The sequence below is a fragment of the Streptomyces sp. NPDC111520 genome (genome assembly GCF_055635295.1).
In genome coordinates, this window is sequence record NZ_JBVKBW010000032.1 from 26,549 (window position 1) to 47,746 (window position 21,198).

Genomic DNA, 21,198 nt, shown 5'->3' on the forward strand with positions numbered 1-21,198 from the left:
TCGGAGAGCCCCAACGGGGCCTCGGGCGAGGGACATTCGGGCGGCGACCTCGGGATTCCGCCAGCTTGATCGGCTACACCACGAGAAGGGACGCCATCCTCCCTGCCAGGGTGAGACCAGCGGGCGGCCATGTCCCGCATGCCCTGGTACGGCATTCACATCGCCCGTGGCATGAACTCGGCCTGATGGTTGCATCCGAGCGAGGGCTCGGCAGAGGTGGGCAGATGCCCAAGGAGAGGGAATTCATCGACGGGGGTCGGTCACGCCCGCCGCAGAACGCACAGATGCCTATTCGGTTGAGTGGTTCTCGCTGTACATCGGCTTCCAGGAGGCCGTCTCACCTTCCAGGCCGGTTGTGCTGAAGCGGGCGTGTAGTTCATCCAGCTGTTCCGGAGTGGGCCGGCTTCCCAGCTTACCCATCTCGACGAACATTTCCTCGTTCCCCGCAGGTGACGATACGAACAAGGCCCGCCCGCCCGTGGCAGTGGTGAACGTGTGCTGGCTCCCCTTCGGAACAACGATCACGGTCCCTGGCCCACCAGAGAATGTCGCTTCACCCACGCGGAAATCGTACTGACCCTCCAGCACGTAGATCATCTTCATGAAATCGTGGTGGGCGTGCGGAGGATTCTCGGTGATCACATCGTGGGTGAAGACGAACACCCCCAGAGCATCTTCGACATCCTTGCCGCGAACCAGCACCTCCAGCCAGTGCTTCCCACCAGTCTCAACGCGTGTGCCCTCCCCCGGCCCGACGCTCCAGCCATCTTCTCCCCAGACACCCACTGACTCCTCCTTCTGCCCTACCGCTCCGGATGATCCCGAAGCAGCCAAATACGACTTCACGATCCACTGGCACACGCGATATGCGCCGGGCATCCGCAGGCAGCGTGCACGAACCTCGAAGATGCTGCCAAGCCGCGTTGCGGTTTCTGGGAAAGTCCGGCAACGCGCTGCATGACGACGCGGGCGAAGCGGCGTGTGCCTGCTCGCCTTCCAAAGCGCCTCCAACAGGATGCCCCGTCACAGACTCACGGGCACGTACTGCAGATTTTCGTGGCAGGCGTGAGACGTCGCTTTAGTGCCTTAGCTGAGCAGACGATACGAATGGAACATCCCGCAGAGACCACGATGTCAGCGCTGCATGAACCAGTGCCGGCTATCGGGGCGGCGATCGCAGGGCCGCCGATCGAGCCCCGTCCATCGGCAAGATGCCGGTCCAGCACCGCAGGACGTCCTGGAGGGTGTCGAGGAAGATGGTGAAGGGTGAGGCCGGCTGGTCGCGGGAGTTGCTCCAGCTCGCCGGCCCACACCACACCGCGGTCACGCCTTGGCCAACAGCGTCTCCACCGCTATCGCCGTCTCGGGGTGTCGGTCGAGTAGCGTCGCGCCCGCCGGGGCGGGGTCTGCCATCGGCCACGTGCCATCGCAGCCCAGGAGGCCGGCCAGCGCGTCGGTTGTCGCCCGGTGGGCGGCGAGGAGCGTGGCGCCGCCAGCGGGTTCCCTGCGCCGAGCCGCGATCGAAAGAGCTGGCTGTGGCGAGGCCTTCCACGGCGGGACCCACTCGTCCAACGCCGCCAACCGACCGGGGAACATGCGGCCCGCCTCGCGGATCAGGAGGGGGGCCAGTTCCGTGCCGCTCGCGCGGAGGGTCGTGATCAGGGTCGGGAGCCAGGGGAGGAGGACCTGGTCCGGCAGGCGGCCGAAGGCCTTCGAGACGGCTTCGACCACGATGTCCGCCAGGCCCGGGACCGGTTCCAGGGCGTGGAGGAGGCCGCTGAGGTAGCGCGGATACGCGGGGACCACCAGCGGGTTGGCCAGCAACTCGTCGCACTTGGCCCGCAGCTCCGTGCGGGTCTGGGTGCCCAGGTGGACCTGGGCCGCCCACAGCAGTGCTGTCTTCGACGGGTCCTGCGGGTGGGACTGCGCCACCGCCAGTTCCAGCTGCGTACGGTCGCAGCCCAGCGACAGCGCCAGGGTCTCCATGCTGAACAGGAAGCCCAGCATCGCCGCCACCTGCCGCACGGTGGCGTCCTCGTCGGTGAACGCCGTCGGCAGCAGGGTGCAGTAGTGCGCGTAGCCGGTCTTGGTGAAGGACTCGATCCACGAGGGCAGCGTCGGCTCGCTCGTGCGGTAGTAGGCGAGGAGCCGGCGTACCCGGCGCAGCACCTCCGGGGCGCCGTCCACCGTGCGTTCGGCCGACAGCACCTCCAGGGCGCGCGTGCCGAGTTCGTCGGCGAGGCGGCGGCTGTTCAGGTACAGCGTCGCGTCCTCGACGGCTTCCAGGACGGTCGCCGCGGTGGCCTTCGGGTCGTACGCGCGGCGGCGCAGGCGCTGTTCGAGGACCTGCTCGATGCTGACGCCCTCGTAGCCGAGCTCGATCAGCGCGCGCTGGTGCGTGCCGATGGCCAGGTCCCAGGACTCCTGGATCGGGCGCTCGCCGAGCTTCCGCTCGCCCATGATGGGCCTGGCGGTGCCGTCCGGCATCAGCCGGCGCAGCATCCACAGGACGTCGGAGCACGGGCCGAGTTCCGGGCGGGCGGCGATGTCGAGCAGGGCGCGCTGCACCCCGCGCTGCTGGAGCTTGAGGTTCAGGGGGGCGAGCCGGTCGTGCACGTCGCGGGCCAGGGGCGGCAGGGCGTCGTAGCCGACCTGGCCGATCCGGTCGCCGCCCATCATGATCTCGACGAGTCGGCGCACGTCGCGCCGGCCGGGCACCGCGTCCTTCTCGATGCACGTGACGGCCGCGTCCTGGAAGTCGTACGGCGTGGGCCTGGCCCGGTCCCGCATCCCCGCCAGCAGGATCGACGTCTCGAACACGGCGATCGCGTCGGCCGTCGAGGCGAGGTAGCCGTTGCGCCGGGCGGCGCGCACGATGTCCACCGACCAGCCGAGCAGTTCGGCCTCGTCCAACTGGTCCAGTACGGGTGGGCGCTGCAGGAAGCCGGTCAGCTGGTCGGCCGCCGCAGCCTGAGGGGCGGGTGGCACGGTCTTGGCGGGCGTCGTCTTCTTCACGCCCGCCTGTCCCGTCAGGCGGTACGGCTTGACGCGTGTGCGCTTGAGGTTCTTCGTCCACTGCGTCGCCGCGATCGACACCGAGCCTGCCGCCAGCCCGAACTGCGCCTCGATCGCCGCGTGGCTGGACGGGATGAGGCCGTGCAGCCACTTGGTGCCGCTGCGCGGGCTGATCTCGAAGGTGTCGGTGCCGTCCACGCCGAACTCCGCGACCCGGCTGGCGGCGTGGAAGGCGCCGCAGACGTAGACGCAGTCCGCCGGGTCGGTGCCGGTGGCCGCCAGGTGCTCGCGCATCCGGGTCCACATGTGGCGCTCGCGGTCCTCGTCCACGCGCACCCGGTGCGGGTCGCCCGGGGCGAGGCGCCGGAAGAGGCTGCCGATGAGGAACATGACCTGGCGGTAGGTGTCGTGGTCGGCGTCGCCGAGCGGCAGCTCGACGTACTGGTGCCACCACTCCGACCAGTGCCGCACCCGGCCGTGGCGCAGCAGGTGCTCCTCCAGTTCGGCGAAGCGCGGCCGCAGGTCGCCGATCTCCACTCCGACCGCGTCGCCGTGCAGCGCGGCCTCCTCCTCGGCGGGCGGCGCCTCCGGGTCCTCCGTCGTGTCGGGCCGCTCGGCGCGGGCGTCCCACTGGAAGACGTGGTCGGAGGAGCGGTCGACCAGGACGAGTTCCACGCCCGGGGTGTCCAGCGCGTAGGCGATCGCCTGGTACTCCGCCGAGGCCTCGGTGATCGGCGCGACCACCGACAGCGGGGCCCAGTCGGCGGGGAAGCCGTCGACCTCGCTCGCGTACGCCTGGACCGCGACCGGCAGCCGGCAGTTGCGCAGCTCGGTGAGCAGCGGCGTCATGTCCTCGCACAGCTCCAGGTACACGACCTTCGGCTGCTTCTCGCGCAGACGGCGCGCCATGGCGACCGCCGAGGCCGGCGAGTGGTGGCAGACCGGGAAGACCTCCAGCGGCTCGCGCACCGCGCGGTCGACGTCGTCGACCATGCCGAGGAGGATGCCCTCCAGGGAGTCGGGGCCGTCGGCGAACGTCGTGGCAGCCTCCCGCAGCTGCATGCGCAGCGCCTCGAAGGTCTCCTTTTGGGTACCGCTCATCGGCCTTCCTTCGTGGATGCCCCGGCCTCCGGGCCGGGGAGGAAATGGACTGCTGCGAGGCAGGGAGGGGATGGTCGAATCGCCGTCAGGACGACTTGACACCTGCCAACTGCCAGACAATTTCCGCGCCTTACACGGAAGTTGCTAGAATGTGAGGCATGACGCAGCAGGTCAAGCGGGCTTTCAAGTACCGCTTCTACCCGACGGGCGAGCAGGCAGCCGAGCTGTCCCGTACGTTCGGCTGCGTCCGCCTCGTGTACAACAAGGCGCTCGAGGAGCGAACCCGCGCCTGGTGCGGCGAGCAGCGCCGCATCTCCTACGTACAGTCGTCCGCCGCACTGACCGAGTGGAAGAAGTCCGAGGACCTGGCCTTCCTGGCGGAGGTGTCCTCCGTTCCTTTGCAGCAGGCGCTGCGCCACCTTCAGACGGCGTTCGGGAACTTCTTCGCCAAGCAGGCCAGGTACCCGCGCTTCAAGAGCCGGAAAAGGTCCCGTTCGTCGGCCGAATACACCCGCAGCGCATTCAAGTGGCGTGGCGGGAAGCTGACACTGGCCAAGATGGCCCAGCCTTTGGACATCCGCTGGTCGCGGCCCCTTCCGACGGGTGCGGAGCCCACGACGGTGACCGTGTCCCGTGACAGCGCGGGCCGCTGGTTCATTTCGATCCTCGTCGAGGAAACCATCGTCCCGGCCCCCGCCACGAACGCGGTGGTCGGCTTGGACGCCGGAATCACGTCCCTGGTGACCTTGTCCACCGGCGAGAAGATCGCCAACCCCCGGCACGAGCGACGCGACCGTGCCCGGCTTGCTCACGCGCAGCGGGAGCTGTCCCGCAAGGCCAAGGGCAGCTCGAACCGGGAGAAGGCCCGCCGTAAGGTCGCCAGGGTGCACGCCCGCATCGCCGACCGCCGCCGGGACTTCCTCCACAAGCTCTCGACTCGTCTCGTCCGTGAGAACCAAACGGTCGTGATCGAGGACCTCACCGTCCGTAACCTGCTGAAGAACGGCAAGCTCGCGCGTGCCATCTCCGATGTGGCCTGGACGAACCTCCGCACGATGCTGGAGTACAAGTGCGCCTGGTACGGGCGTGAACTCGTCGTGGTTGACCGCTGGTTCCCGTCCAGCAAGCTGTGCGGGAACTGCGGCACGGTCCGCGAGAAGCTGCCGCTGAACGTCCGCGAGTGGACGTGCGACTGCGGCACCGTGCACGACCGCGACGTGAATGCGGCGCGCAACATCTTGGCCGCCGGGCTGGCGGTGTCTGCCTGTGGCGGCGGTGTAAGACCTCAACGGGAGTCCTCCCGGACGGGGCGGTCGTCGGTGAAGCAGGAAACCCAGCGGGCGACCGCTGGAGTCCCCCTCCGTTAGGAGGGGGAGGAAGTCAAGACAGCGTGGCGATCGCGTCGCGGCCGCCCTCCAGGAACTCCGGCCAGGCGCCGCCCTCGTCCTTGCTGCGCGGCTCGACCACGCCGTGCAGGTACTTGTTGAGGATCGCCAGGTCCTCGGGCTCGCGCCGGGCCAGCGAGCCGACGAGCGAGGAGGCCAGGGTGCGGGCGGTCAGGGCGCGCTCGCCGAAGAAGTTGCTGTGCAGGATGGAGTCCTCCAGCACGCCGATCTGCTCGGCGGTGGACAGGGCCGACTCCAGCTTCTCGTCGTCGCTGCCGGCCGCGGCGGCCGAGGCGCGCAGGTCGGCGAAGCTCTGCAGCAGCACGTCGAGGAGGGTCGGCGGCACGTCCAGTTCTATCTGGTGGCGGCGCAGCAGTTCCTCGGTGCGGAAGCGGACGATCTCCGCCTCGCTCTTCTTGTTCGTCACGACGGGGATGCGGACGAAGTTGAAGCGGCGCTTGAGCGCGGAGGAGAGGTCGTTGACCCCGCGGTCGCGGCTGTTGGCGGTGGCGATGATCGAGAAGCCGGGCTTGGCGAAGACGATGTTGTCGCTGTCGCCGTCGAGTTCGGGGACGGAGATGTACTTCTCGGAGAGGATGGAGATCAGGGCGTCCTGGACGTCGCTGGTGGAGCGGGTGAGTTCCTCGAAGCGGCCGATGGCGCCGGTCTCCATGGCGGTCATGATCGGCGAGGGGATCATCGACTCCCGCGACTGGCCCTTGGCGATGACCATGGACACGTTCCAGGAGTACTTGATGTGGTCCTCGGTGGTGCCGGCCGTGCCCTGGACGACGAGGGTGGAGTTGCGGGAGATCGCGGCGGACAGCAGCTCGGCGAGCCAGCTCTTGCCGGTGCCGGGGTCGCCGATGAGGAGCAGGCCGCGGTCGGAGGCGAGGGTGACGATGGAGCGCTCGACGAAGCTGCGGTCGCCGAACCACTTCTGCGCGATCTCGCGGTCCAGGCCGTCGGAGGGCTCGGAGCCCAGGATGAACAGCCGGACCATCTTGGGCGACAGCCGCCAGGAGAACGGCTTGGGGTTGTCGTCGACCGACTCCAGCCAGTCGAGTTCCTCGGCGTACTTGGTCTCGGCGGGGGCGCGCAACAGGTCGGACATGAGGGGCCTTTCGGGCGTGGTGGGGTTGTTCGGGTTACCTGGGTTGCCTTGCGGTGCCTTTGACTGCCTGGAGGCGCTCAGGCGAGGAACGTCTTCAGCTCGTTGACGAGCTTGCGTATGTGGCCGGAGATCACCGGTGTACCGAGGTCCTTGAAGCGCTCGCGGAACCACGGGTTGACGCTGCCGCGGCCGGAACTGGTCACCGACCCGACGGGGATGAACTTGACCCCCGAGCGGTGGAGGGCGGCCATGCTCTCGAACAGCGGCTCGGTCCGCCATTCGTAGAAGTCGGAGATCCACACGACGACCGTGTTGCGGGGCTCGGCGACCTTCGGCTGCGCGAGCGCCATGGCGACCGTGCCGTCGGTGCCGCCGCCGAGCTTGGTGCGCAGCAGGGTCTCGAAGGGGTCGTGGACCCAGGGCGTGAGGTCGAGCGCCTGCGTGTCGTACGCGATGAGGTGGACGTCCACCTTCGGCAGACCCGCGAAGATCGAGGCGAGGATGGTGCAGTTCACCATGGAGTCGACCATCGAGCCCGACTGGTCGACGACGACGATCAGCCGCTGGGGCGTCGTTTTGCGCGCGGTGTGCCGGTAGTAGAGGCGGTCGACGTAGAGCCGCTGCTCCTCCGGGCTCCAGTTGGTGAGGTTCTTCCAGATGGTGCGGTCGAGGTCGAGGTTGCGGAAGACCCGCTTGGGCGGGATCGAGTGGTCGATCGCGCCGACCGTGGCCTTCTCGACCTGGGTGCGCAGCACTTCGGCGACCTCGTCGACGAAGCGGCGGATGAGGGACTTGGCGTTGGCGAGGGCGACGCCCGAGAGGTTGTTCTTGTCCCGGAGCAGTTGCTCGATCAGGGACATGCTCGGGGTGAGCTGCGCGGCGAGCTTGGGGTCGGCCAGCACCTCGCGCAGGTGCATGCGCTTGACGAGGTCGGCCTCGATCGCGCCGAGTTCGGGGCCGATCGCCGGGATCAGCCGGCTGAGGTCGGGCGTGGTGCCCCCGCCGCCGGTGCCGGTGGGGCTGACGCCGGGTCCTGCCATGCGTCCTCCGGCACGGCCGCCGCGCAGCTCGCCGGGCCGCCAGCCGAGCGCGCGTTCCAGCCAGCCCGCGTCGGCCTGCCAGCGTGCCAGCTGCCCCGCGGTGACGGTGCCGGAGCCGGAGGCGAAGACGTTGAGCAGCACCTTCGAGACGAGCGCGGCACGGCGGACTTCGGCAGCCCGGTCGCGTGCGCCGTCCTCGGGATCGGGCTCGGGTGCCATCAGGCCGTCGAACTCGGCTGCCAGCTCCGGGTGGCGCTGCACGATGGAGTCGACGGAGGTCTGCGGGTCCAGCAGGGCTGGCGGCAGGCCGATGTCCTCGACGACGGCGAGGCTCGCCGATTCCAGGCCGGCCTGCTCCTCGTGGTCGAAGAGCCGGGCGAGCAGGCGCCAGTACAGGACCTGGCGGCGGTTGTCGTGGGGGTCGGCCGCGGGAGACCCGTCCGTGGCGTCGGTGTGCGTGGTGGTTCCCTCGGTGGTCTCGGTCATTTGCGCAGCAGCCTTCCTGCGCGTTCCCGCAGGACGTCCACGGCGTCGGTGGCGGCCTTCTCGGCCTTGACGCCGTTCTTGTCGGTCGTCCCGCCCGCCCATGCCCCGGCGTGGACGGTGACGGGCTTCTTCCGCACGGTCGTCTCGACGGCCAGCGGCTGGACCCGGTACGCGCCGTCGTCACAGCGGAGCAGCGCGATGCAGGCGCCCGACGCCGTGACGGCCTCCGGGGTGAGCGGTCCGGCGGCCGGTACGCGGTCGGTGTCGACGGCGAGGGTCTGCCCGGCGACGGTGAACGTCACCGTGTCGTCGGCGATGGCGGCGGCGTAGCCCTCCAGGAAGACGGGTACGGCGATGCGCGCCGGGTGGCGGTCCAGGGGGGCGACGGCCGGGTCGGCGGCGGTGGGCAGCGCGACGCGGGCGGTGGCGAAGGCGTCGGCGGGCTCGCCCGCCTGGGCGTGCGCGTCGTTCCAGAGCAGATCGCCCTCGGCGGTGACCGGCATGCCGGCGAGGTCCATGGAGCGGCCTTCGCTGACGGCCGCGAGCAGCGACATGTGCGGGCGGAGCAGTTGCCACAGTCCGGCGCCGACGACGGTGTCCGGCTTCGGCACCGACACGCTCGCGCGCACCAGGCGGGCCGCCCCGCCGTCCGCGGGTTCGAGTACGGCGTGGACCTGGGCCTGTACGGCGGTGGCGTGCTCCTGCACGTCGACGCCGAGGGGCAGGAGGCGGCCGGTCGCCGTCGCGGTGCCGGAAGCGCCGACCGCGCCGGGCAGTGTCAGCAGCATCCCGCGCGACCACAGGTCGGCCCAGCGGCGTACGGGGAACCGTTCCATGGTGGCGCCGGGGCAGGAGGCGGCGAGTTCGGCGGCGAAGCCGTCGAGGAGTGTGGCCAGTCGGCGCAGTCCCGGCTCGGGCAGCATCGCGGAGACGATCTGCGCCGCGCCCGACACCAGGTCGTGGTCGATGCCCTGCCAGCCGGCGCGGGCCAGGTCGGAAAGCCAGGACCGGGCGGCGGCCAGCACGTTCGGGGCCTGTGCGTCCTCGGGCTCCGGGACGGCCCCGTCGCCGCGGGTCCGGCCGGTGGCCTCCTGGATCCGGGACGTCAGCGCGTCGTGGACGGAGCCGAGCAGCGCGGTACGGGCGGCGGCCAGGACCACCAGGTGGTCCTCGCTCGCGGCGCCGGCGGCCGCCTTCTCGGCCGCCTCCGCGACCCTCGCGGCCAGCGGGGTCCCCGCGACGGCGTGGACGAGTTCCGTCAGGCCGGCCGCCTGGGCGGGCTGCGGGCGCAGGAGTCCGCCGACGAGCGTCGCGTCGAAGGCGTCGACGGCCGTCAGGGCCTCGTCGAGGCCGGGGACGTCCTCGGTGAGCAGGTCGATGCGCATCACGCCACCGCCCTGGTCGGCGGGAACCACTGCATCTCGGGCAGGGGGGCCGTGGTGGGGGCGAGTTCCAGGTAGGCGAGGTGGCGCAGGAACCGGCTGAAGACCGGCGCCGCCGCCTGCTTGTCCCCCGGCGACGGGCGCGCGCTCGTCATGGCGGCCGTGACGCTCTGCGCGTCCGGCTCGCCGGCCGCGCTCTCCACCTTGACGTAGCGGGCGACGCGCTCGGCGCCGTACTGCAGCACGGCCTCGACGATCAGGGCCCGTATGTGGTTGCAGAAGCCGCCCCGCGCACCGCCGCAGGGGCGGTTGTTGTTGGTGCTGCAGGTGTAGGCGTAGCTGCCGGCGGCGACCGACGATACGTAGACGCGCTCGATGTCCGAGCCGCTGGACACCACGCCCTGCAAGCGTCCGTCGGCGAGTTCGACGAACGGAACCTTGGCGAGCTTGCGCGGCCGCGCGGGTGCCGTCACCCGGGCCGTGCTCGACCTCTCCCAATCTGACAACGCGCCATCTCCTGTGCAGCAGGGGGTATTCCGCGCCGGATCGGCGGGACGTCATTGAACATATCCGCGATCACTGACAATGCCGTCCGGTCGTGCACAGGCCCAGGTCAGGGGCACGAGGGCGCTCGGTGCGGGTGCTCCGCGGTGAGGTCGCGGCAGGGCCGCGCGGCGCCGCTTCCGCGGGCCCCGGACCGCGTCACCGCGGCAGGGTGAAACCGCCCCGTTCCGGCAGTGGCGCGGTGAATCCCCAGCCGCGGGCGAGCAGGGCGTCGACGGCCGCCACGGCCGTCTTCAGCCGCTGCTCGTGCGGTCCGGTGAGCACCACGTACGGCAGCCCTCTGCGTTCGAGTTCGGTGCGGAAGCGGCCCGTCATCCAGGAGCGCAGGTGCTCGCCGTCGCGCAGCCCGTCGTCCTCGAAGGGCACGCCGGCGTCGTCGGTGAGCAGCCACAGGTGCTGACGGCCCCGGGCGGCGACGGCCTCGACGCGTGGGGCGGGGCCGCCCATGTAGCGCTCGTGCCAGATGGTCGTGGCCATGGCGTCGGTGTCGCAGAACAGGACGGGCGACCCGGTGCGTGCGGCGGCGTCCTCGTCCGCGGCCTGGCGTTCGGCGATGAGCTCGAACTCGTCCGAGTCCCATTCCACTTCGTCGAACGTGGCGTCCGGACGGGTCGCCAGCAGCCGGGCGTACTTCTCCTCGCTGAGGGTGCGCCCGTACTCGGGCACCCACCGCGTTGCCTCCCAGACGCCTCCGCGCGCCCGGTAGTGGTCCGCGAGGGCGCGGGCCATGGTGGTCGTGCCGGTGGACTCGGCGCCGACGACCACCACCCGGCGGGCCAGGCCCGCCCGTACCGGCGCGGCCAGGTGGTGCCAGCAGGCGACGGGGTCCGCGCGGACGGCGGTGCCGGAGACGGGGTGTGCCGTGCGGTGCAGGTCGACGGTGACCGGCACCGCGCCGAAGCGGCGGGCGAGTTCGTCCCCGTACGGCTCGGAGGTGAAGACGGCGTCGACGGGATCCGGGACGGCGGCCTTGAAGACGGCCAGGTGGGCGTCCCAGACGGCCGGGTCGGTGTAGTCGACGGGGATGTCGTCCACGGCGCCGACGACGTCGACGCCCGCCTCCGGGTGCTCCTCGCGCATCCAGGCGACGCGGTCCTCGAGCGGGACCGACTCCACGGCGGAGGCGCAGACCAGCACTGTGAGCCGGCGGCACCGCGCGGCGGCGCTGCGGACGAGGTGGTGGTGGCCGGCGTGCGGCGGGTAGAACTTGCCGAGCACCAGCCCGTGGTCGAACTCGCTCACGCCGTCACCTCCACCCGGGTCTGCGTGCCCTCCGCACGGGAGGCCGCCTCCGCCCGCCAGCCGCGCAGGCCCGCCAGGCACAGCAGCAGGAAGCCGGCGTAGAGGAGCGAGGTGAGGTGGAGGCCCTTGTAGGCGTACAGGGGGATGTAGACGAGGTCGGCGGCGATCCAGAGGTACCAGGACTCGATCTTCTTCCGGCACTGGCCGTAGGTGGCGGCCAGCGACAGCGCGGTGGTGAGCGCGTCCCAGAAGGGCACCGTGGAGTCGGTGAACCGGTCGAGCGCGATGGTCAGCAGGACGGTGGCGACGACCGTGGCCGGGGCCAGCAGCGCCCAGGTGCGACGGTCGGTGCGGCTGATCGCGAGCCGCCCGGCGGCGGGTCCGGCGGCCGCCCAGGACCACCATCCGTACACCGCGAGCACCACGTAGACGACCTGCAGCGCGGCGTCCGCGTAGAGTCCGGCACCGCCGAACAGCAGGATGAAGAAGAGGTTGTTGGCGATGCCGACGGGCCAGTTGGCGATGTGCCGGCGGGCCACGAGCCACACGCACAGCGCGCCGCTGCCGAAGCCCAGCACCTCCACCCAGCTGACGGGGGTGTCCAGCAGGGTGAACAGCGGTTGCTGGAGCGGGGCGAACAAGTCCGCGAGAGCCACGCGGCGACCTCCTGTATATGTCACCTTGACGATAACTGGGAGGGTGCGGCGAGGCAAGGGAATTACCGCGGCGCGGGCGCACGGGACGGACCTCCGGCCCCGGACCTCGGCCTTGGACCTCGGACCTCGGACCGCCCACACGATCACGTCCGACCCGTCACACCCCGCGCAGCGAACTCTCGCGCCGGAAACGGGCCGGCGTCGTGCCGAGGTGGGCCCGGAAGGCCCGGGAGAACGCGGACTCCGAGTAGTAGCCGACCTGGCCGGCGACGGACGCCACGGTCGCGTCGGTGGTCGTGAGCAGTTCCGCCGCCGCCATCAGCCGCGCCCGGGTGAGGAAGACGCCCACGGTCGTCCCCGTCTCCCGGGTGAAGTGGCGCAGGAAGGTGGCACGGGACATGGCCGCCGTGCGGCTGAGGCGTTCGATCGTCCAGTCGGCGCCGGGGTCGTCGAGCATGCCTTCGACGGCTGCCGCGATGCGACCGTCGGCCGCCGCGGTCCACAGGGTGGTCCGTGTGGCGTCGCCCCGCGCGGTGCGCAGCACCATCGCCAGCAGCACGGTGCACAGGGCGGAGAGGATCGCCGCGGTGCCCTCGCCCTCACGTCGCGCCTCACCGCGCATCAGGGCGCTGAGCATGCGCAGCACCTCGTCGCTCTCCGCCGACTGCCCAAAGGAGACGTGCACAGGGTCGGGCAGGCTCGCGAACAGCAGTGCGCCCGTACCGGCGTCGAAGCTGTAGTGCCCGCAGAACAGGTCGATGACGGGCTCCGCGCCGTGCTCGCTGCGCGTGGTCGCGAACACGTCGCCGGCCGTCTCCGCCGTCCCCACCTGGCCGCCCTCGCCGTCGGTGATCACCCGGTGCGGGGTGCCGCTCGGGATCATGACCACGTCTCCGGGGCGCAGGTCGAGCAGGACCGTGCCCACCTGAAGCCGGCAGGTGCCTTCCAGCAGCACATGGAAGGGCGCCTCCCGCTCACCGTGAGCCGGCACCTCCATCTTTGTGCCGGCCCCGAGCAGGCAGCGCTTGTCGAGGTCGGCCCTGAGCCGGGCCAGGCGCAGCAGTCGGCTGACTGAGTCCACGGTGAGACTTTCGGGCAGGACGGTGAGACGCTTGAGTCTATTTGCACCGGTGGCCCCGCCGCAGACTCGACGCATGGAGATCACCACAGCACTCACCGCGGACCTCCTGGTCATCGGCTTCGGCAAGGGGGGCAAGACCGCCGCCCACGTGCTCGCCGAGGCCGGCCGACGCGTGGTCCTGGTCGAGCGGTCCGAGAACATGTACGGGGGTACCTGCCCGAACGTCGGCTGCGTTCCGACGAAGATGCTCGTCCACTTCTCCGGCGCCAAACGTCTCGAGGACGACGCTCAGAAGTTCTTCGCCCGCTCGATCGCCGGCGTACGCGCGCTGACCAGCGCCTTCCGCGCCGGGAACTTCGAGGCGCTCAACGGCAGGGACACCGCGACGGTCATCACCGGCACGGCCCGGTTCGTCGATCCGCACACCGTCGCCGTCGGGGAGGGACCGGACGTCATCACCGTCACCGCCCCCCGATCCTGGTCAACACCGGGTCGGAGCCGGTGATCCCGCCGGTCCCCGGCCTCGCGGGCAGCCCCCACCTGGTCTCCAGCACGGAGCTCACCCGCACGCAGAACCTGCCCGAGCGTCTCGTGGTCCTGGGAGGCGGATACCTCGGCCTGGAGTTCGCGGGGATCTACCGGCGCTTCGGCAGCGAGGTGACGGTCCTCGAAGCAGCCGACCGGCTCCTGCCGCGGGAGGACGAGGACATCGCCGGGTCCGTCGAGGAGATCCTCACCGGCGACGGCATCCGCGTCATCACCGGCGCGAAGGTCACCGAGGTGCGTGACGGCGGCGCCGTCTCCACCGTCGTCTACGAGAAGGACGGGCGGACCCACAGCGTCGAGGCCTCCGCACTGCTGCCGGCCACCGGACGCCGGCCGGTCACGGACGGCCTCCGGCTCGACGCCGCCGGCGTCCGCACCGCGCTGAGCGGTGCGATCGTGGTGGACGAGTACCTGCGCAGCAGCCAGCCGCACATCTACGCACTCGGCGACGTCAACGGCGGCGAGCAGTTCACCTACATCTCCCTCGACGACGCGCGCGTCGTCCTGGACCAGCTCCTGGGTGAGGGCAAGCGCACCACGACCGACCGCAGGGCGGTACCCCACACCCTGTTCATCACACCACCGCTCGCCACGGTGGGACTCACCGAGGGCCAGGCACGCGCGCAGGGGTTGGACATCAAGGTCTCGCGGGAGAAGGTCGCGGACATCGTGGCCATGCCTCGCGCCTACACGGTCGAGGAGACCCGCGGCGTCATGAAGTTCATCGTGGACCCGGACACCGATCTGATCCTCGGCGCCGCCCTGCTCAGCATCGACGCGCAGGAGATCGTCAACACCGTCGCGCTGGCGATGCGGCACCACATCACGGCCACGCAGCTCCGCGACGCGATCTACACGCACCCGAGCTCGACCGAAGCCCTCAACGAGGTCTTCGACAAGGTCCTGCCCTGACCGGCCCTGACCGGCCCTGACCGGCCGGCCCGGCGCCCCGCCCGCCTCGGGCGCGGGCGGGGCGCGCGATGCAGCGGCCGTCCGGCTATGAGACAAATGGGACAGGCCGGACAGGCCCGACCCGCCTCCCAGAAGAGAAAAGAACCATGCAGCAGAAGAGCAGGCCCTTCGATCCCGCCGACGTCCGGATGCACCCCCGCGAACTCGCAGACGGTGTGTACGCGGTCATGGCAGCGGACGTCGACGACACCGACCACACCGCGACCAACGCCGGTTTCGTCGTCGGCGATTCGGGAGTCCTGGTGGTCGAATCGCTGAGCAACGGACGTCTGGCGTCCCAGGTCATCGGCGCGGTGCGCGCGGTGACCCCGCTGCCCATTCGGTTCCTGGTCAACACCAGCTTCCATGGTGACCACTGCTTCGGAAACTTCGCCTTCCCGTCACAGACGGTGATCATCCACCATGAGGCGACCAAGCGTGTGATCGACGAGCGCTTCGAGCAGGACCGCGCCTTCATGATCGAACTGCTCGGCCCGAACGCGGGCATCGAGGAGGTGGTGGCCCGCTCGGCGGACGTCGCGGTGTCCGGACCGTGCTCCGTGGATCTGGGGGGCAAGCACGTGGACATCGACCACATCGGCTTCGCCCAGACCGACGGCGACCTGGTCGTCCGCGTGCGCGAGGACAACGTCGTCTTCGTCGGGAACATGCTGCAGGCGCCGCCCCCGGCATTCCCGTGGCTGCTGGAGGGGCGGGCGGACGAGGCGCTCGCCACCTACCGGCGCCTTCACGACATCCTCGACGACGACACCCTGATCGTGCCGGGCCACGGCCGCATCATGCGCCGTGCGGACATCCTGCACTCGATCGCCTACCTCGAGGAGCTGACGGGCCTGGCACGGGACGCCCGGGACAAGGGACTGTCGGACGACCAGGCCCGCGAAGCACTCGAGATGAAGGAATACAGCGGCTACAGCATGTACGAAGCCATCCACCGGCAGGTCAACGTCCCTGCCGTGCTGAACACGCAGTGACCGGCGCGGGCGACCCGCGCGGCGGAACTCCGGCAGGATGACCTCGTGACCCTCCTCCACAGCGCCCACGCCCGCCCCGCAGACGTGGCACCGGTCCGTCTGGCGGCCGCCGCGGCAGCGATCCTGACGGTCGGTGCCGGGCTGGGCGTGCGGGCGCTCTCCGCGGGGGGCGTGGCCAAGTACGGCGGAGACGCGCTCTACACCGTCCTGATCCTCACCCTCGTCGTGCTCGTCGCGCCACGGCTCAGCCCGCTCGCGGCCGCCGCAACCGCGTTGGCCTTCAGTTGGGGCGTCGAGTTCCTGCAGCTCAGCGACATGCCTGCGGAACTCTCCCGGGGCAGCGTCGTCGCCCGGCTCGTCCTCGGCTCCACCTTCAACCCGCCCGACCTGTTCTGGTACGCCATCGGGGCCGCGGCGGGGTGTCTGGTTCACAGCGCCGCATGTTCCGTCCTGTCACGTGGGCGTGGGTGAAGGACAGGGCTCCCCAGCTCACGCACGCACCTGGGCGGTTGACCGGCGTCGCCGTCCTGTCCCGTTCGATCGCGGGCCGCGGACCGCTCAGCGCCCTGCCACGAGCTGCGCCGCCATCTCCCGCGCCGAGGACGGGATTCCGCGGACCCGCTCGCCGTACTGCGGGTGCGCCTGGTCGATAGTGGGGACCATGGGCCGCGAGCGTTCCTCCGGGACGCGTTCCAGCACGGTGGTCCCCGTCTCCGCCTCCAGGGCCGGGGCGTAGCCGGCGGCGCGCAGGGCCGCGAGGGTCTCCTCCGGGGGCGCCGTGGAGATCAGCACGGTCGGCGCGATCTTCCGCAGGCCCAGCTTGGCGAGGCCGCGCGCCCGCGCGACCTCCGCGATCAGCGCCGTGTCCTCGGACCGGATGCAGCACGCCGAACGCACGACCCGCAGACGCCCATGGCTCCGGGCGACGTCCTTGACCGTGTACGTCAGCGGCTGCGGCAGTTCCGTTCCCGGCCGGCGGACGGCGGCGAGCCGTTCGTGGATCTCGTCGGCGTCCCATCCCGCGTCGAAGGCCCGGCGCAGTGAGGCGGGCGTGATGCGCCAGACCACGGCGTGCCCCTCGGACTCGATGTCGCCGACCGCCGACAGCAGCGCCGCCAGCTCCGGGGCGGGGGTGCCGGTGACCGTCGCAGTCGAGTCGGCCTGGAAGCTGGCCGTGGTGCTGGGGGCGGGCAGCATCGAGCGCAGGGCTTCGCGCAGTGCGGCCACGGCCTTGGCCAGGTCCTGGCGTTCGGCGAGGCCCTCCCCCAGCCGGTCGGCGCCGCCTGCCGCCGGGTCGGCGTCCGCGCCGGGCACGGCAGGGTAGTGGCGGGCGGCCCCGGCGTCCAGCAGGTCCACGACAGCGCGGCCGACTTCGGTGAGCGCGCCGTGCGCGACCAGGCCGAGCAGCTCCGCCTCGGCCAAGATGGCGTCGAGCCGCCCTTCCAGGTCCTCGTCCTCGTAGGGCGCCATCAGCGCCGGGCGGAACCAGACGGCGCTCTCGAGGAGTTCGACGTGTCCGTCGTCCCTTGCGGTCAGCCCGTACCCGTCCGGCAATGTGGCCAGCGCCTGCAGCACGCCGTGCCGCAGCGGCACCGCGTACGGGTCCTGAGGGCTGATCAGCGCGACCGGGGTCTCGCCCTCCTCCGGCCAGTACGTGAACACCTCCGGGACGACGGCCCAGGCGGCCACCAGCGGGAGCAGCTTCCCGGCGGGGGTGGCCGCGGCCCACGTGTCGTAGCGCTCGCTGGGCAGCAGCCGCGCCTGCTGCGGCGGCGCGGCGGGTCGCCTGCGCCCCCTGCCGCGGGCGGCCGGTTCCTCCTTCTCGGTCCGGGGAGCGGCGAGGCCCGCGTTCACCGCCAGGTCGAGCCACAGCCGGGTGTGTTCCTCGCTCGTCCCTGCCGCCTTGGCCAGTCTCCTGGTGTCGCGCACCGCGATGCCGCCCGCCTTGCGCACCGCCACAGGGTGCGCGGCCAGTTCGCGCAGCACCAGTTCCGCGCGCCATGCGGCGGCCCCTGCCGCCGCCGCGCCCCGGTCCGCCCAGTCGCGGGGCAGCGGCGCGACACACATCAGCGGTTCCGGGTCCAGGCTCGGCGCGGGCGCGGGCTGCTCGCCGCGCAGTGCGTGGCCCACCTCGTACGGCAGCTCCACCAGATCCGTACCGACCGGCACGACCATGCCGTGGTCCGCGAGCCAGTCGGTGCCCTCGTCGCCGCTGCCGCCGTCCCGGAACGCGTACTTCTGGTCCGGCCCGCCGTAGCCGCCGTGCCGCGGGACGAAGCAGTGCGTGCGCAGCAACGGGGGCCCCTGCAGCATGCGGGCGAGCAGTTCGTGGGACGCCGCCGGGGCGGTGGCCACCAACTCACGCACGCGGTCCGGGTCCTGAAGCACGGCACGGATCGCGGTCTGCGCGTCCGCGCGGGTGCGCTGCCCGATGCCGAGGACGGCGGCGATCCGTTTGATCTCCGGCGCGTTGTACGCCTGCGTGAGCAGCAGGTCGGCCGGCCTTCCGTAGCCGTCCATCCGGGCCGCCGACGCGTGCAGAATGGGCGGCAGCGCCAACTGGCCGCGCGGAGCGGGGAGCAGCAGCGCCCGGTCCCGCAGGCGCTCCATGGCCCGGGCGGCCGATTCGCTCGGCGTGCCGCCCTGTTCGAGCCAGTCCAGCACCTCCGCCTCGGGCACCAGCCGGGTGTAGGGATCCACTGGCGGCGGCGCGGGGCGCCAGGCGTACGCCTGCTGCTCGGCCGCGGGCACCGGCCCGTACGCCTCCAGCGCCCGGGCCGCCACGCACGCCAGCAGCTGCGCGTCGCCTCCCGTCCCCGCGGCGACGGCCCGGTCCACGGAGTCGTCGGTGAGGAGGTGCTCCGCGAGCTGCCGGAACGTGGTGAGCGGCGTGTAGCCGGCGGTACGCGGCAGTTCGCGCTCTTCCAACAGGACGGTCAGGCGCTCGGCGGAGAGTCCCGCGAGCCACTTCTCCAGGGCGGTACGCACATGCACCCTGCCGAGCCTAGAACACAGCGAGTCGGCCCCTGTGACGCCCGGAGCGATCCCAGGCCCGGCGGGTGAACGAACGGGCGCGGCCCCACGGCACGGCGCCAGGCCGTGTCGTGGGGCCGCACCCCCGCGGGGACGGGCTCAGAAGCCCAGGCGCCAGGTGTCGAGGTAGCCGGGGAGCACGATGAAGTTGCCCGGGGTGTTGTCCCTGACCCGCAGCTTCCAGGTGCCGTTCGCCGGGACCGCGGAGGCGTCGACGGTGAACGTCTCGTGGAGCTCCGGGATCGCGACGGAGCCCTGCGACCAGCCCTTCACCGGGATCACCCGGCCGTCCTCACTGACCAGGTCGATGACGTAGAAGCCGACGTGGACGGCGTAGAGGTCGACCGTCACCTTGAGGTCGGCGGGGGCGTTGCCCTTGCGGCCGCTGACCGTGAGCGGGCTCTCGATCACCGCCCAGTTGGGGATGTCGTAGCGGTTCGGGTTGACGAAGACGTCGCCGCCGGAGGCCAGCACCGTCCACCGGTAGTGGACCGTGCGGCAGTTGCCCGCCGCGTCCTTGACGGTGATCGCGGGCCGGAACTCGCCGCCCTTGACCGGTGTCCCGGAGACCAGGCCGGTCCTGGCGTCGATCGACATGCCGCGCGGGAGGCCCTTGGCGGAGTAGGTGAGGGCGCCCGGGCGGGAGCTCTGCGCCTGGATCTGCCAGGTGACCGACTGGCCGGTCGCCGTCCGCCGCGGGTCGGTGCTGTCGATCGCGAGGTGGTCGACGTAGCGGTACCCGACCTTGACCGCGGCCCAGGCGTTGCCGACCGCCTCGTACTTCTTGCTGCCCATGCCGTAGAGGTCGGCGGCGGCATGGAGCGTGGCGGTGCGCGCACCGGCGAAGTCCGTGGTGCTGGTCATGTAGACGGTCAGCGCGCGGTACCAGATGTCCGTGGCCGACGCGCGGCCGATGCCGGCGACGGCCTTGCCGTCGGCGGTCGGGCTGTCGTAGCGGACGCCGTTGATCGTCTTCTTGCCGCTGCCCTCGGAGAGCAGGTAGAAGAAGTGGTTCGCCGGGCCTGAGCTCTGGTGCGGGTCCAGGTACTTGGTGCCGGTGGTCCAGTAGTCCTGCGAGGCGCCGTAGCCCACGTCGTCCTTGGAGGGCTGGTCCATGTAACGCAGCGGAACGCCGGTGCCGTAGACGTCGGCCTTCTCGGCGATCAGGTAGTCCGGCACGTCCTTGGGGCTGTCGGTGAAGAACTCCACCGCGGTGCCCATGATGTCGCTGGTCGCCTCGTTCAGGCCGCCGGACTCGCCGCTGTAGACCAGGCCCGCGGTGGCGCGGGTGATGCCGTGCGTCATCTCGTGGCCGGCGATGTCCAGGGCCGTCAGCGGACGGGCGTTGTCCTCGCCGTCGCCGTAGTTCATGCAGAAGCACTCGTCGTCCCAGTACGCGTTGACGTACCGGTCGCCGACGTGGACGTAGGAGCGCGCTCCGACGCCGTCGCCCGCGATGCCGGAGCGGCCGTAGCGGGACTGGAAGAAGTCCCAGGTCTGCTGGGCGCCGTAGGCCGCGTCGACGGCGGCCGTCTGGCGGTCGGCCGGTGTGCCGTCGCCCCAGACGTCGTCGTCGTCCGCCATGACCTCGCGGGTGTCGTAGTCGTACGCCGCGTTGCCGCCGCGCTCGGCGTCGACCAGCTCGAAGACGTCGCCGTTGCGCGTCGTGCCGATCCGCACGCTGCCGTTGTGCTGGCCGGTGCCCGTGCCCGCGTGGATCTGCTCCGTGCTCGCGAGCTGCCGGCCGGTCTTCGCGTCGGTGACCACCTGCAGGCGGCTGGGGGTGCCGTCCTCCCGGACGCCGGTGACGACGGACTCCCAGGCCAGGGTGGGCTTGCCGCCGGCCATCCAGACGACCAGGCGCGGAGCGCCGTCCACCGCGGCCTTGCGGGTCTCCTCCCGGCCGGCGACGTCCAGGGCCGACTTCCGTGCCTTCGCGGCGGCGAGTGCCGGCTCGGTCGTCGGCACCGCGAGCCGCGCGGCGGACGCCTTGGTGACCGTCCGGGTGCCGGTCCGCTCGTGCACCACCAGGTCGCCGCCGAGGACGGGGAGCCCGGCGAAGGTGCGCTCGTAGCGTGTGTGCACGGTGCCGTCGGCGTCCTTGACGACATCCTTCGGTATCAGCCTCTCCTCGTCGCCGAGCCCCAGAGACGCGGCCGTCCGCGCGCTCGCGGCGGCGGCGGCCGCGAGCAACTGCCCGCGCTGCGCCGGGGTGAGCGCGATCGCCCGGGTGCCGGGGGCAGTGGAGGCCGCCGCGGACCGCGGGCTCTCCTGCGCGCCCGCCGAGGCGAGGGGCAGAACGGACGCGATGAGCGTGGCCATGGTGACGGTCGCGGTCGCCGCGGCGCGTCTGCGCCGTGACGCACGGGCTCCGGATGACGACGTGGCTCGGATGGAGGGGAACGTGCTGGGCACTCCGGCGACTCCTTTGAGAGCGGGGGCGATGCGTGGACGGCCGAGGGGGGATGCGTCGGAGCCGCCCTCGCCCCTTGAAGTGGCCCGAACACAGCCCCAGATGCTGGCAGCGGCCATCACCACTGTCACGAAGTGCGGAGATCATTGTCCGGAATCCGGTGAGCCGCCCGTCGCGGTGTCACAAATCGGCGG

General features: G+C 71.4%; 16 protein-coding genes. 5 read left to right on the forward strand and 11 right to left on the reverse strand.

Translation table 11 applies throughout. The features are described 5' to 3' along the window. Positions 1 to 288 precede the first annotated feature (288 nt). Positions 289 to 786, reverse strand: coding sequence for a cupin domain-containing protein (locus ACZ7MY_RS40300; RefSeq protein ID WP_499610647.1), 498 nt, complete (start codon positions 784 to 786; stop codon positions 289 to 291). A 537-nt stretch (positions 787 to 1,323) separates the two neighbouring features. After that, the gene (locus ACZ7MY_RS40305) at positions 1,324 to 4,116 is read right to left on the reverse strand and encodes a DUF5682 family protein (RefSeq protein ID WP_499610649.1); all 2,793 of its coding nucleotides are present in this window, start codon (positions 4,114 to 4,116) and stop codon (positions 1,324 to 1,326) included. 158 nt (positions 4,117 to 4,274) lie between these two features. Here ACZ7MY_RS40305 and ACZ7MY_RS40310 point away from each other — a divergent pair, with 158 nt between their 5' ends. After that, positions 4,275 to 5,483 (forward strand): RNA-guided endonuclease InsQ/TnpB family protein, encoded by a 1,209-nt coding sequence (locus ACZ7MY_RS40310; RefSeq protein WP_499610651.1) that lies wholly within the window; start codon positions 4,275 to 4,277, stop codon positions 5,481 to 5,483. 13 nt (positions 5,484 to 5,496) lie between these two features. Here ACZ7MY_RS40310 and ACZ7MY_RS40315 read toward each other — a convergent pair whose 3' ends face one another. The 7 genes from ACZ7MY_RS40315 to ACZ7MY_RS40345 all read right to left on the reverse strand — a co-directional run bounded on the left by ACZ7MY_RS40315 (position 5,497) and on the right by ACZ7MY_RS40345 (position 13,066). After that, entirely contained in the window at positions 5,497 to 6,615 is a 1,119-nt protein-coding gene (locus ACZ7MY_RS40315; protein WP_499610654.1) for an ATP-binding protein, read from the reverse strand. A 77-nt stretch (positions 6,616 to 6,692) separates the two neighbouring features. Further along, complete coding sequence (locus ACZ7MY_RS40320) at positions 6,693 to 8,141, reverse strand: VWA domain-containing protein (RefSeq protein ID WP_499610656.1); 1,449 nt, start codon at positions 8,139 to 8,141, stop codon at positions 6,693 to 6,695. Further along, positions 8,138 to 9,526, reverse strand: a complete 1,389-nt coding sequence (locus ACZ7MY_RS40325; protein ID WP_499610658.1) for a hypothetical protein — start codon at positions 9,524 to 9,526, stop codon at positions 8,138 to 8,140. The genes ACZ7MY_RS40320 and ACZ7MY_RS40325 overlap by 4 nt, the downstream gene beginning before the upstream one ends. Next, complete coding sequence (locus tag ACZ7MY_RS40330) at positions 9,526 to 9,996, reverse strand: hypothetical protein (RefSeq protein WP_499610660.1); 471 nt, start codon at positions 9,994 to 9,996, stop codon at positions 9,526 to 9,528. The genes ACZ7MY_RS40325 and ACZ7MY_RS40330 overlap by 1 nt, the downstream gene beginning before the upstream one ends. 229 nt (positions 9,997 to 10,225) lie before the next feature. Further along, the gene (locus tag ACZ7MY_RS40335) at positions 10,226 to 11,329 is read right to left on the reverse strand and encodes an AAA family ATPase (protein WP_499610662.1); all 1,104 of its coding nucleotides are present in this window, start codon (positions 11,327 to 11,329) and stop codon (positions 10,226 to 10,228) included. Continuing rightward, a complete protein-coding gene (gene pnuC / locus ACZ7MY_RS40340; protein WP_499610665.1) occupies positions 11,326 to 11,985 on the reverse strand; it encodes a nicotinamide riboside transporter PnuC in 660 nt (219 codons plus the stop codon). The genes ACZ7MY_RS40335 and pnuC overlap by 4 nt, the downstream gene beginning before the upstream one ends. A gap of 157 nt (positions 11,986 to 12,142) precedes the next feature. Then, entirely contained in the window at positions 12,143 to 13,066 is a 924-nt protein-coding gene (locus ACZ7MY_RS40345; RefSeq protein ID WP_499610668.1) for a cupin domain-containing protein, read from the reverse strand. A 73-nt stretch (positions 13,067 to 13,139) separates the two neighbouring features. Between ACZ7MY_RS40345 and ACZ7MY_RS40350 the strand changes: the two genes are divergently transcribed. From ACZ7MY_RS40350 to ACZ7MY_RS40365, 4 genes are all read left to right on the forward strand, one after another. Then, positions 13,140 to 13,571 carry an FAD-dependent oxidoreductase gene (locus ACZ7MY_RS40350; RefSeq protein WP_499610670.1) on the forward strand — a complete coding sequence of 144 codons (432 nt, stop codon included), beginning with the start codon at positions 13,140 to 13,142 and terminating at the stop codon, positions 13,569 to 13,571. Further along, entirely contained in the window at positions 13,568 to 14,524 is a 957-nt protein-coding gene (locus ACZ7MY_RS40355; RefSeq protein ID WP_499610673.1) for a dihydrolipoyl dehydrogenase family protein, read from the forward strand. Before ACZ7MY_RS40350 ends, ACZ7MY_RS40355 begins: the two co-directional genes overlap by 4 nt. A gap of 146 nt (positions 14,525 to 14,670) precedes the next feature. Beyond that, on the forward strand, positions 14,671 to 15,558 hold the full coding sequence (locus ACZ7MY_RS40360) for an MBL fold metallo-hydrolase (protein WP_499610675.1): 888 nt from the start codon (positions 14,671 to 14,673) through the stop codon (positions 15,556 to 15,558). A gap of 45 nt (positions 15,559 to 15,603) precedes the next feature. Beyond that, entirely contained in the window at positions 15,604 to 16,029 is a 426-nt protein-coding gene (locus ACZ7MY_RS40365) for a ribosomal maturation YjgA family protein (RefSeq protein ID WP_499610678.1), read from the forward strand. 87 nt (positions 16,030 to 16,116) lie between these two features. On the opposite strand, the gene ACZ7MY_RS40370 is transcribed toward ACZ7MY_RS40365, so the two are convergent. Further along, positions 16,117 to 18,552: a helicase-associated domain-containing protein gene (locus tag ACZ7MY_RS40370; protein WP_499610680.1), complete on the reverse strand. Its 2,436-nt coding sequence runs from the start codon at positions 18,550 to 18,552 to the stop codon at positions 16,117 to 16,119. Between the two features lie 138 nt (positions 18,553 to 18,690). Further along, positions 18,691 to 20,913 carry a M4 family metallopeptidase gene (locus ACZ7MY_RS40375; protein WP_499610682.1) on the reverse strand — a complete coding sequence of 741 codons (2,223 nt, stop codon included), beginning with the start codon at positions 20,911 to 20,913 and terminating at the stop codon, positions 18,691 to 18,693. Positions 20,914 to 21,198: the final 285 nt, after the last annotated feature.